The organism is Alcaligenes sp. GCM10023179 (genome assembly GCF_042653705.1).
Lineage (GTDB): Bacteria > Pseudomonadota > Gammaproteobacteria > Burkholderiales > Burkholderiaceae_B > Alcaligenes > Alcaligenes phenolicus.
This window is the reverse complement of record NZ_JBHSIQ010000002.1, coordinates 312,010-324,055: the sequence shown is the minus strand read 5'-3', so window position 1 is coordinate 324,055 and position 12,046 is coordinate 312,010. Positions and strand designations below refer to the sequence as shown.

Genomic DNA, 12,046 nt, shown 5'->3' with positions numbered 1-12,046 from the left:
TATGTCTAAATCTATTACTCAATCCAAGCTGGCCCTGCGCGGCTGGCAAATCTCGCTGCTCATCGTCATTCTGGCTGCCTGGCACTTTTTTACGCTGGACCCCAAAGTGGCTTTCTTCTTTGGGCAGCCATTGGAAGTGGTCAAGGTGATCTGGGCCTGGTTCGTCACCAACGGTGATATTTACCTGCACCTGGGCGTGACCTTGAGCGAAACCCTGCTGGCCTTTGCCATCGGTACGATTGCCGGTCTGGCTTGCGGTCTGTGGCTGGGCCTGTCGCCGCGTGCGGCCGCCTTGCTGGACCCGTACCTGACTGCAGCCAACTCCATGCCCCGAGTCATTCTGGCGCCTATTTTCGGCATGTGGTTCGGTCTGGGTATCTGGTCCAAAGTGGCTCTGGCGGTGACGCTGGTGTTCTTCATCGTGTTCTTTAACGTGTACCAAGGTGTGCGTGAAGTCAGCTCCACACTGCTGGACAATGCCCGCATGCTGGGTGCCAGCCGTCGTCAGTTGCTGCGCCACGTCTATATCCCTTCGGCTACCAGCTGGGTGTTTTCCAGCTTGCACACCTCGGTCGGTCTGGCCTTCGTGGGCGCTGTGGTGGGTGAGTACCTGGGTTCAGCCAGTGGGGTGGGGTATCTGATCCTGCAGGCAGAGGGCACGCTGGATGTGAATACGGTGTTCGCCGGTATTGTGGTGCTGACCGTCTTTGCGCTGATCCTGGATGGACTGGTCAGTGTGTTTGAAGATCGCCTGCTGGCCTGGCGGCCACAAGGTGGCGGTACGGAAAAGCTCTGAACGTATGCCTGAGCAAGCCATCGACTAGCTTGGCTATACGTTGAAAAACCGGCTCCTGTTTCAGGCGCCGGTTTTTTTATGCTTGCTCCTTGTCGTAGGAGCAAGGCAATAGTCAGGTGCTCGCAAATCAGCTTATTGTGCGAGCATTGATGGAACGCATACGCCCAGAATGTGAGACTGTCGGAGCAAACAGCGAGCATTCCTGTTTTTGGAAATGAGAATTGTTGTTATTATCAGCCTTCTCCTTTCCTTACAGGCTCTTTGCTTTCATGTCCGACCGCCGTGCCTTTCGTAAAACCTGGCTTGCTCACTACAGCGAGCTGCTGGGGGCGTGGCGTCGTCGATCTCACGTTGATCACGATGTGGAAGATGCCATGCACGACGCTGTGCTGCGCATACTGGAAAACGGCTCGGTTTCGGCCGATAATCCGGCGGCCTATCTGCAACGCAGTACCTCCAACGGTCTGATCGACCGGCACAGGCGGGAGGAAAAACTGCCCATGGTGCCCTTGCACGAACTGCATGAATCCGAGCATCCCTTGGCAACTGGCCCGGAGTCCCAGGTGTATTCCAGCCAGATGGTCAATGATTTAAGAACGGTGCTGGATGAACTGCCGGACATTTGCAGGCAGGTGTATATTTACCAGCGCCTGGAGGGAAGCTCCCATGCCGAGATTGCCAGTGAACTGGGGATCTCTCGTGCCATGGTGGAAAAGCATATGAACAAAGCGTTGCGACATTTGAGTACAAGGTTACAGAAGTATGCCCCCTGATGTCCTGAACGCAGCGACCGCACAGGATCAGGCGGCCGCCTGGTTTTCTCATCTGCGCTCGGGTGAGGCCTCGCCCGAGGATTGGCGTGCCTTCGAGCAATGGCGACAGTCTGATCAGGAGCATGATCGCTGTTACCGCCATCTGGAGGCGATCTGGCAAGCGACCTTGCAGATTCCCGAGTCCGAGCTGCGGGCTGCCTTGCGGGCTTCGCGCCCATCGGCCCGGGTCAACAAGCCACGCCGTCGTTTTGCCTGGGGCATGACGGCAGGACTGTGTGCGGCGGGTGTGCTTGCCGCTGTAGGAATACGGGCTAGCCTGGATACTGAGCCCTCCTATCAAACCACATTGACGACCCCACGCGGGCTGCACGAAGAATTGCGTCTGCCTGATGGCTCTACCTTGATGGCCAATACCGGCACACGGGCGCAGATTCGTTTTTACGAGAATGAGCGTGTCGTTGACCTGTATGCAGGCGAGGTGTTCTTTGATGTGCAGCCTGATCGGTCCCGACCGTTTGTGGTGCATGCCGGGCAAAGCAGGGTGGTGGTCACAGGGACGCGCTTCAATGTTCTGCATGAGCAGCAGCAATTGCAGGTGACGGTAGAGTCCGGTTCGGTCAAGGTGCAGCAGGGTGCCTGGTGGGACCGGGATACCCGCTTGCTGGAGCGTGGGCAATCCGTTTACACGGCTGAGGATGCTCCTCTGGGACTGGTGGAAAAGGCGGATCTGGATACCAGCCTGGCATGGCGTAACGGCATGATTGTGTTCGAAAACACGCCGCTGGAGCAGGCGGTGGCACAGATCAATCGTTACTTGCCGCAAGCGGCTGTTTTCGATGCGCCCCGTTTTGCCTCCTACAAGGTGGCTGGGGTTTTCAGTGTGAATGAGCCTTTGGCCCTGATTCACACCTTGCCCGACCTGGTGCCGGTGAAAGTTCAAACCTTGCCCAGCGGACAACTGCGAATCAGCGAATAGAGCCCGAGTTTGCCTGGCAATCCAGGCTCTGTTTTTCATTTATCAAAAATAATTCTCATTTTTGTTCCGGTGTTTTGATTCTGGTTCGTCGATAGAGTAAGGGGAGCTGTTTTATGTCGCAGACGGCAGCGCCCATCACCTTGTCTTGAGGCCGCCTTGGGCGTGCCTTGCTACTCTTTGGACCTAGTCAGACTGTGAATACACCGACCTCTTCTGTGTGGCGCAACAAGCCCGCAATCAATACACGCTTGACGATTCTGGCAATCAGCCTGGCCTGCGCCGTCAGCGCCTTGCCGCTGGACGTACGTGCGCAGGCTCAAGCCACCTCCATCAATCTTCCTGTGCAGCCCCTTAGCAAGTCCTTGTTGCAGTTGGGGCAGCAGGCCTCGGTCCAGATCTTCTTCTCTCAGGAGTTGGTGGATGGCCATCAGGCGCCGGCCTTGTCGGGCAGCTATTCTCCTGAGCAGGCGTTGCAGCAGCTCTTGGCGGGCACAGGCATCACGTACAAGCGCAAGGGCAATACCATCAGCCTGACGCCGGACCCGGCCTCCTCGGTGGCCGAGCTGTCCACCATTACTGTCAAGGGCGGGATTCTGGGCGACTTGTCGCCTGCTTATGTGGGCGGGCAAGTGGCAACAGGTGGCAGCCTGGGTTTGCTGGGTTCCGTGGATGTCATGGATAACCCCTTTAGCACCACCAACTACACCTCCGAGCTGCTCTATGACCAGCAGGCCAGAACTCTGGCCGATGTGGTGGTGAATGATGCGGCGGTGCGCACGACGACCTCTACCGGCGGTTTTGGTGAGGACTTTGTGATTCGCGGCTTTGCGGTGGGCAGTGGCGATGTCAGCGTGAACGGCTTGTACAGTCTGGTGTCTTCCAGCCGTGTGCCCGTGCAGATTCTGGAGCGTGTGGAAGTCCTGAAAGGGCCCGGCACCTTGATGCGCGGTATCCCACCCGGAGGGAGTATAGGCGGGGCGATCAATCTGGTGACCAAGCGGGCTGAGGACGAGCCCTTGACCCGCGTGACGGCCAGTTATGTCAGCCAGGCAAATGTGACGGCACAGCTGGATGTGGGTCGCCGCTTCGGTGAAAACAAGGAATGGGGCGTGCGCTTTAACGGCGTCAAGCGCGGTGGAGAAGCCACGTCACGCGACGGCAAGCAGGATCTGGGCATGGCCGCCCTGGGCGTGGATTATAGAGGCGCCCGTTTGCGCTGGTCTGCGGATGTCATCCACCAGGAAGACACGCTGGAAAATATCCGTTCACAAATTGGCTTTCAAAGCGATCTGACCGAGCTGCCTGCACCTCCGGATGGCCGTACCAATTTCTACCCCGGCACTCGCCTGACCCAGCGCGACAACACCATCATGTCCCGTCTGGAATATGACTTCAGCGATTCGGTAACCGGGCATATCGGGGTGGGCTATCGCCACGGCAAGAACCGCCAGATTTTCCCGGTGAATGTGAAACCGGGGAATCCCAATGTGCGCCAGTCTGTGGATGCGGATGGCAATTTCAGCGTGATCTCCACCTTCTATGATTCCTACTCCAAAACGCTAAGTAGCGATGCGGGTTTGAGCGTGGATTTCGACACGGGCAGCGTGGCGCACAAGCTGGCTTTCGGAGTGAGCTATATGGATCAGGAGCTGGGCAATGCCTACAGCCCTGGCACGGAAGTGGCGGACTCCAATATCTATAATCCTGTGCCTATTCCGGTAGGTCCAACAGAGCGGCTGACGCCACAAAAAGCGTCCAGTACCGGCCTGCTCAGCTTTGCCGTGGCAGATACCTTGTCCTTTGCGGATGACCGTGTCTTGCTGACGGTGGGGGCGCGTCGTCAGACCGTGGATGGCACCAGCTTCAATACGACTACAGGTGTAAAAACCTCCGATTACAAGGCCAGCTCCATCTCGCCTTTGGCGGGGATTGTGGTCAAGCCGATAGAGAATGTCTCGGTCTTCGCCAACTTCACCGAAGGTTTGACGCGCGGCACGATTGTTGGGGACACCTACGCGAATCGTGGCGAGATTCTCAAGCCTTTCAAGTCCCGTCAGTATGAGGCGGGTGTGAAAGTGGATTGGGGTGGCATCATGACCTCGGCCTCCCTGTGGCAGATTGCCCGACCTGCAGGGCAAGAGGATGGAAACAATGTGTATGGCTACTTTGGCGAACAGCGCAACCGTGGTTTGGAGCTGAGTGCCTACGGTGAATTGATGCCAGGTTTGCGCATGATGGCCAGTGCTGGCTTTACCCAAGGCAAGCTCACCAAAACCCAGAACGGTGTGAATGAAGGCAACCGGGCACCGGGTGTACCTGCCAGCACCTATAACCTGGGTCTGGATTGGGATACGCCTTGGGTACAAGGCCTGAGCCTGAATGGTCGCGTGATTCATACCTCGTCCCAGTATCTGAACAACACCAATACCTTGAAGCTGCCCGCCATGACCCGCTTTGATGTAGGTGCGCGCTACTACACCGATATTGCGGGCAAGGATGTGGTGATCCGCGCCAATATCGAAAACCTGACCGACAAGCGCTACTGGCTGGCTTCCAGCAACTTTGCCACGAACGGGGCAGGGCGCACGTTCATGTTGTCGGCCTCCGTGAATTTCTGATTCGCTGATTGTTAACGTCAGGCAGGGCTTCGCGGCTGTATTCGATACCGCCTGGCCCTACCTGGACCTGGAAGGGAAAAACAAAATGTTGAAACGATGTTTTCTGATGTCCGTTTTGTCGGCGGCCCTGTTGAGCGTGACCGCGTATGCTCAACCTACCCAGCCATCTGTGCAGCCCTTGAGTCCAGAGTTGGCGCAGCGCAGCTTGATCACGGCCGATGGCGCCTTGCGCAAGGAACTGGCTTACGGGATTTATCAGATGGCTTACAGCGCGTCTGAAAAGGCCCTGTATGTAGCCTCGGCAGAAATGCTTGATGGTGTGCGGGGCGGGGCGCTCTACAAGCTGGACCCGCAGACTCTGGATGTGCTGGGTGTGATTCACACCGATGAAAGCAATTTTGGCTTGAGCAGCAATGCCGAGGGGAATGTACTGTTCATGACGAACAGCCTGAACCCGGCAGTTGCGCGCGTGGAGCTGGGCGAAAAGGGCGGTCTGAAACGTACGGCCTTCAGCAATATGGGGACGGATGGTTTCAAGGTGGGGCCACGTACGGTGAAGCTGGATGAGGCCCATAAGCGTCTTTATGTAGGGGGCGTAGGCAATCCGGCGGTAATCTGGGTGCTGGACACGAGCAGCATGGAAGTGCTCAACACCATTGAGAATGCGGGCAAATGGGTGACCGGTTTATTGTTGGACACGGATCATCGCCGTATGTACGCAGGCAATGGCGACGGTGAAGTGCTGGTGATTGATACGGACAAGAACCAGATCCAACAGCGTTGGAAACCTGCCGGGGACAAGCCGGCGATCTTGCTCAACTTTGCTCTGGACCCGAAGCGCAACCGTTTATACGCCACGGAAAACCAGCATCAGAAAACGGTTTATGTGCTGGATGCCAGCACAGGCAAGCTGCTGGAGCAACTGGACGTAGGGGACGCGCTGGATATTGTCTATAACCCCAAGCGTGACGAGCTGTATGTGTCGCACCGCCAGCAGGGCAAGGTGTCTGTGCTGGATGCGGGCAGCTATGCGAAAAAGGCGGAATACAGCTTGCTTGCTCATCCCAACAGTCTGCTGCTGGGGCCGGACGATCAGCTGTATGTCACGGTGAAAGCTCCCTTCACGCCTGACCATAAGGTCAGCGCCCGCGAAAGTGTGGTGCGTATTGATCTGAGCAAGATCTGATTGCAGCCTGAAGGTTCAAAGCAAATCAGCCCGGCGCAATGCCGGGCTGATTCTTTTTGCTGCTCAAGTTGTTGATCAAGCAGCGGGCTTCTTTCAGGGCTTTGCAGGATGCAAAGCCTTTTTATATCGCAGTGCCAGTGATCAAGCCTGCTGACGCGCTTGCTGAATCAAGGAGTCCAGCTTGATGCCATCCGCGGTGAACTGACGGATGCCTTCGGCCAGCTTTTCAGTAGCCATCGCGTCCTGGTTCAAATCCGTGCGGAAAGTGATTTCGTTACTGGCACGCCATTCGGGGGCAACCGCCTTGGCGCGCGCCACATCCAGCATGGCAGGGACTTCACCCTGGGCTGCATCCAGCTGGCCCAGCAGATCCGGGCTGATGGTCAGCAGATCGCAACCGGCCAGCGCCTTGATCTGGCCGACATTGCGGAAGCTGGCACCCATGATCTCCGTGGGGATGTCATAGGTTTTGTAGTATTCGTAAATGCTGCGGACCGAGCGCACGCCGGGATCGTTCTCGCCCTGGTTGGCGCTTTCGTCCCAGTCCTGGCCAGCGGTTTTCTTGAACCAGTCGTAGATGCGACCCACAAAGGGCGAGATCAGGGTGACTTTGGCCTGGGCGCAGGCGATGGCTTGCGGCAGGCAGAACAAAAGGGTCAGGTTGCAGTTGATGCCTTCGGCCTGCAGCGCACGGGCGGCCTGGATGCCTTCCCAGGTGCTGGCCAGCTTGATCAGTACCCGTTCGCGCGGCACACCGGCCTTTTCGTAATGCTGAATGATATGGCGGGCGCGCTCGACGCTGGCCAGGGTATCAAAGGACAGGCGAGCATCCACTTCGGTGGAGACGCGGCCGGGAACAATGTCCAGAATTTGTTGGCCAAAGGCAACCAGCAACAGGTCGCTGGTTTCTGCCAGGCTGGCGTGAGGGTGGTCGGCGATGACACGGTCCAGCAAGGGGCGATAGGCCGCCTGCTGGACAGCCTTCAAGATCAGGGAAGGATTGGTTGTTGCATCGGTAGGGCGATACGCACGCATCGCTTCAAAATCGCCTGTGTCGGCCACTACGGTTGTGCACTGGCGCAGGGAGTCAAGCTGAGTAGTCATGTCTGTTACTAGTCCATCGCAAAGCCATCAAACCAATCAATTACTGTAGTCGATTTTCCAGGTTTTCGTGCCTGGTTTCGGTGTTATTACCGATAAACTACCGGAAAAACCCCGTTTGAGCATATAATTAGAAGGTTTAATATTAATTTCAGAATCCGGGGTTTTTAACGTGCTGCCGTCTTTATTTCCTGAGGAGTCCCGCACTATCACTAGTGCCGTCCTAGCCCTGGCGGATGGAACCCTATTCAAAGGGGTATCAATCGGTGCCGAGGGGCACTGTGTTGCTGAGATCGTTTTCAATACAGCCATGACGGGCTATCAGGAAATCCTGACAGACCCAAGCTACAGCGGTCAAATTGTTACGCTTACCTATCCGCACATCGGTAATACCGGTGTCAATCCAGAGGACTCCGAATCCACCAAAGCCCACGCTGCCGGGCTTGTCATTCGCGATTGTCCCGCCCGCCTGTCCAACTTCCGCTCCACCCAGTCTTTGCCCGACTACCTGAAAGCTCAGGGCGTTGTGGCCATCTCCGGTATCGACACCCGCAAGCTGACTCGCATTTTGCGCGAGAAAGGCTCCATGGGTGCCTGCATCCTGGTGGGTGATGATGCCGAACGTGCACTGGAACTGGCCCGCTCTTTCCCTGGCCTGAAGGGTCAGGACCTGGCCAAGGTGGTTACCACCGACAAGTCCTACAACTGGACCGAAGGTTCGTGGGAACTGGGCCAAGGTTTCTCCAAGCCCGAAGGCGACCGCTTCCACGTGGTGGCTTACGACTTTGGCGTCAAGGCCAACATCCTGCGCCTGATGGCGGACCGTGGCTGTAAGGTCACCGTCGTGCCTGCGCAAACTCCATTGGCCGATGTGCTGGCTTACGAACCTGATGGCGTGTTCCTGTCCAACGGCCCTGGCGATCCGGAGCCTTGCGATTACGCAATCGAAGCTTGCAAGGGCTTGCTGGAGCGCAAGTTGCCTGTGTTTGGTATTTGCCTGGGTCATCAGATCCTGGGTCTGGCCGTAGGTGCTCAGACCTTGAAGATGAAAAATGGCCACCACGGTGCCAACCACCCTGTGCAGGAACTGGCCAGCGGCCGCGTGTTCATCACCAGCCAGAATCACGGCTTTGCGGTGGATGCCACAACCTTGCCAGCCAATGCCAAGGTCACGCACATTTCTTTGTTCGACCAGAGCCTGCAAGGCTTCGAGTTGACAGATCGCCCCGCGTTTTGCTTCCAGGGTCACCCCGAAGCCACTCCCGGCCCGCGCGATATTGCCTCGCTGTTCGACAAATTCATCAGCCTGATGGCTGCCCACCAGGCCAATAAATAAATCGCACTATGCCAAAGCGTTCAGACTTAAAAAGCATTCTTATCATTGGCGCAGGCCCGATCATCATTGGTCAGGCTTGTGAATTCGACTACTCGGGAGCCCAGGCATGTAAGGCCCTGAAGGCCGAGGGTTACCGGACTGTGCTGGTCAACAGCAACCCGGCCACCATCATGACGGACCCGGATACGGCCGACGTCACCTACATCGAGCCCATCACCTGGCAAGCTGTCGAGAAAATCATTGAAAAAGAGCGTCCCGATGCGCTCTTGCCCACCATGGGCGGCCAAACCGCGCTGAACTGCGCCCTGGATCTGGCCAAGCATGGCGTGCTGGAAAAATTCGGTGTCGAGCTGATCGGTGCCAACGCCGCTGCTATCGAAAAAGCCGAAGACCGCCTGAAATTCAAGGACGCCATGACCTCCATCGGTCTGGAGTCCGCCAAGTCCGGCGTGGCTCACAGCATGGACGAAGCCTGGGCGGTTCAAAAGCGTATCGCTGAAGAAATCGGCACCGCCGGTTTCCCCGTCGTGATTCGCCCCAGCTTCACGCTGGGCGGTACGGGCGGCGGTATTGCCTACAACCCTGAAGAATTCGAAACCATCTGCCGTCGTGGTCTGGAAGCATCGCCAACCAACGAACTGCTGATTGAAGAATCCCTGCTGGGCTGGAAAGAGTTTGAAATGGAAGTCGTGCGTGACCGCGCCGACAACTGCATTATTGTGTGCTCCATTGAAAACCTGGACCCCATGGGTGTGCACACCGGTGACTCCATCACCGTGGCTCCTGCCCAAACCCTGACCGACCGCGAATACCAGATCATGCGTAATGCATCGATCGCCGTCTTGCGCGAAATCGGTGTGGATACCGGTGGTTCGAACGTTCAGTTCGCGGTGAACCCCGATAACGGCCGCATGATCGTTATCGAAATGAACCCGCGCGTGTCTCGTTCCTCGGCTCTGGCTTCCAAAGCCACGGGCTTCCCTATCGCCAAGATCGCTGCGCGTCTGGCCGTGGGTTACACCCTGGACGAGCTGCTGAACGAAATCACCGGCGGTGCGACCCCTGCTTCGTTCGAGCCCACCATCGACTACGTGGTTACCAAGGTGCCACGTTTCGCTTTCGAAAAATTCCCTCAGGCCGATTCGCGCCTGACCACCCAGATGAAGTCCGTAGGTGAAGTGATGGCTATTGGCCGCACTTTCCAGGAATCCTTCCAGAAAGCCCTGCGTGGCCTGGAAGTGGGTGTGGATGGTCTGAACCAGAAAACCACCGACCGCGAAAAACTGCAGGTCGAACTGGGCGAACCCGGCCCAGAGCGTATCTGGTACGTGGGCGATGCTTTCGCTCAAGGCCTGACCCTGGACGAAGTTCACAACCTGACCAAGATCGACCCCTGGTTCCTGGCCCAGATCAAAGAGATCGTGGACATTGAACTGGCTCTGGAGCAAAAGACGCTGGCCGATCTGGACCGCGACACCTTGTTCGGTCTGAAGCGCCGTGGTTTCTCCGATCGCCGTCTGGCTTTTCTGCTGGACACCGTGGAATCGGAAGTGCGCAAACTGCGTCACCAACTGAACGTGCGTCCTGTCTACAAGCGTGTGGACACCTGCGCGGCTGAATTCTCCACCGATACGGCCTATATGTACTCGACCTACGAGGAAGAGTGCGAATCCAATCCTACGAACAAGAAGAAGATCATTGTTCTGGGTGGTGGTCCTAACCGTATTGGTCAGGGTATCGAGTTTGACTACTGCTGCGTGCACGCTGCTCTGGCATTGCGCGAAGATGGTTACGAAACCATCATGGTCAACTGCAACCCCGAAACCGTTTCTACCGACTACGACACCTCCGATCGTCTGTACTTCGAGCCTCTGACTCTGGAAGACGTGCTGGAAATCGTTCACATCGAAAAACCCGTGGGCACCATCGTTCAGTACGGTGGCCAGACTCCGCTGAAATTGGCACGTGCTCTGGAAGCCAACGGTGTACCTATCATCGGTACCAGCCCTGAATCCATTGACGTGGCTGAAGACCGTGAGCGCTTCCAGAAGCTGCTGACCAAGCTGGGTCTGCGTCAGCCGCCAAACCGTACGGCTCGTACCGAAGGCGAAGCCATTGCTCTGGCTGCTGAAATTGGCTACCCCCTGGTGGTGCGCCCAAGCTATGTGCTGGGTGGCCGCGCCATGGAAATTGTGCACGAGCAGCAAGACCTGGAGCGCTACATGCGCGAAGCGGTCAAGGTCAGCAATGACTCGCCCGTGCTGCTGGATCACTTCCTGAACAACGCTACCGAAGTGGACGTGGACTGCCTGGCCGATGGCGAGCGCGTGTTTGTGGGCGGTGTGATGCAACACATTGAACAAGCTGGTGTTCACTCCGGTGACTCCGCTTGCAGCTTGCCTCCTTACTCGCTCAGCGACGAAACCGTAGCTGAAATCAAGCGCCAGACCGCACTCATGGCCAAGGCCTTGAACGTGAAGGGCCTGATGAACGTGCAGTTCGCCATTCAGGATGGTGATGTGTACGTGCTGGAAGTGAATCCACGTGCTTCGCGTACCGTGCCGTTCGTGTCCAAGGCTACCGGTTTGCAGCTGGCCAAGATCGCCGCTCGCGCCATGGCTGGTCAGACTCTGTCTGAGCAAGGCATTACTGAAGAAGTCACGCCGTCTTACTACAGCGTGAAAGAAGCCGTGTTCCCCTTCGTGAAGTTCCCTGGTGTGGATACCATTCTGGGACCTGAAATGAAGTCCACCGGTGAAGTCATGGGCGTGGGCACCTCGTTTGCCGAAGCCTTCGTGAAGTCGCAGATGGCTGCCAGCGTGAACCTGCCCAAGGGCGGTCTGGCCTTCATCAGCGTGCGTGCTCAGGACAAACCACAAGCGGTTGAAGTGGCTCGTGGCCTGATCTCGCTGGGCTTCAAGGTTGTGGCTACCCGCGGTACCGCCAGCGCCATCGAGCAGGCCGGTCTGGCTGTTCAAGTGGTGAACAAGGTTACCGAAGGTCGTCCGCACATTGTGGACATGATCAAGAACGGTGAAGTTTCCTTGGTCATCAATACGGTTGAAGAGCGTCGCAACGCCATCGTTGATTCGCGTACAATCCGTACACATGCGCTGGCTGCCAACCTGGCCTACTACACCACCATTGCCGGTGCTGTGGCGGCGGTTCAAGGCTTGCAGTATCTGAGCCAAGGTGAGGGCTTGAAAGTTTACGCGGTTCAAGAGCTGCACGCTCTGCTCGCGAAACACTAAGTCTTACCC

Annotated in this window: 8 protein-coding genes; 7 read left to right on the top strand and 1 reads right to left on the bottom strand. The window is 57.1% G+C overall.

The features are described from left to right. The first annotated feature begins 1 nt into the window (after position 1). The 5 genes from ACFPDR_RS10845 to ACFPDR_RS10825 all read left to right on the top strand — a co-directional run bounded on the left by ACFPDR_RS10845 (position 2) and on the right by ACFPDR_RS10825 (position 6,349). Complete coding sequence (locus ACFPDR_RS10845) at positions 2-796, top strand: ABC transporter permease (RefSeq protein WP_009463067.1); 795 nt, start codon at positions 2-4, stop codon at positions 794-796. A 269-nt stretch (positions 797-1,065) separates the two neighbouring features. Then, a complete protein-coding gene (locus ACFPDR_RS10840) occupies positions 1,066-1,569 on the top strand; it encodes a sigma-70 family RNA polymerase sigma factor (RefSeq protein WP_042483745.1) in 504 nt (167 codons plus the stop codon). After that, positions 1,559-2,545: a FecR family protein gene (locus tag ACFPDR_RS10835; protein ID WP_125304698.1), complete on the top strand. Its 987-nt coding sequence runs from the start codon at positions 1,559-1,561 to the stop codon at positions 2,543-2,545. Before ACFPDR_RS10840 ends, ACFPDR_RS10835 begins: the two co-directional genes overlap by 11 nt. A 194-nt stretch (positions 2,546-2,739) precedes the next feature. Next, complete coding sequence (locus tag ACFPDR_RS10830; RefSeq protein ID WP_376911123.1) at positions 2,740-5,163, top strand: TonB-dependent siderophore receptor; 2,424 nt, start codon at positions 2,740-2,742, stop codon at positions 5,161-5,163. Positions 5,164-5,248: 85 nt separating this feature from the next. Then, the gene (locus ACFPDR_RS10825) at positions 5,249-6,349 is read left to right on the top strand and encodes a YncE family protein (protein ID WP_376911122.1); all 1,101 of its coding nucleotides are present in this window, start codon (positions 5,249-5,251) and stop codon (positions 6,347-6,349) included. Positions 6,350-6,490: 141 nt separating this feature from the next. Here the strand turns inward: ACFPDR_RS10825 and tal are convergent, their stop codons facing one another. Beyond that, complete coding sequence (tal, locus tag ACFPDR_RS10820) at positions 6,491-7,453, bottom strand: transaldolase (RefSeq protein ID WP_376911121.1); 963 nt, start codon at positions 7,451-7,453, stop codon at positions 6,491-6,493. Between the two features lie 169 nt (positions 7,454-7,622). On the opposite strand from tal, the gene carA reads away from it, so the two are divergent. Both carA and carB read left to right on the top strand, forming a co-directional pair. Continuing rightward, positions 7,623-8,786 carry a glutamine-hydrolyzing carbamoyl-phosphate synthase small subunit gene (gene carA / locus ACFPDR_RS10815; RefSeq protein ID WP_035270978.1) on the top strand — a complete coding sequence of 388 codons (1,164 nt, stop codon included), beginning with the start codon at positions 7,623-7,625 and terminating at the stop codon, positions 8,784-8,786. A gap of 8 nt (positions 8,787-8,794) precedes the next feature. Continuing rightward, on the top strand, positions 8,795-12,037 hold the full coding sequence (gene carB, locus ACFPDR_RS10810; protein ID WP_088450966.1) for a carbamoyl-phosphate synthase large subunit: 3,243 nt from the start codon (positions 8,795-8,797) through the stop codon (positions 12,035-12,037). Positions 12,038-12,046: the final 9 nt, after the last annotated feature.

Excerpts from the sequence above, each read along its gene's own strand:
- tal (WP_376911121.1), bottom strand. The coding sequence starts at position 7,453 with ATGACTACTCAGCTTGACTCCCTGCGCCAGTGCACAACCGTAGTGGCC.
- ACFPDR_RS10840 (WP_042483745.1), top strand. The coding sequence starts at position 1,066 with ATGTCCGACCGCCGTGCCTTTCGTAAAACCTGGCTTGCTCACTACAGC.
- ACFPDR_RS10845 (WP_009463067.1), top strand. The coding sequence starts at position 2 with ATGTCTAAATCTATTACTCAATCCAAGCTGGCCCTGCGCGGCTGGCAA.
- ACFPDR_RS10825 (WP_376911122.1), top strand. The coding sequence starts at position 5,249 with ATGTTGAAACGATGTTTTCTGATGTCCGTTTTGTCGGCGGCCCTGTTG.
- ACFPDR_RS10835 (WP_125304698.1), top strand. The coding sequence starts at position 1,559 with ATGCCCCCTGATGTCCTGAACGCAGCGACCGCACAGGATCAGGCGGCC.
- carB (WP_088450966.1), top strand. The coding sequence starts at position 8,795 with ATGCCAAAGCGTTCAGACTTAAAAAGCATTCTTATCATTGGCGCAGGC.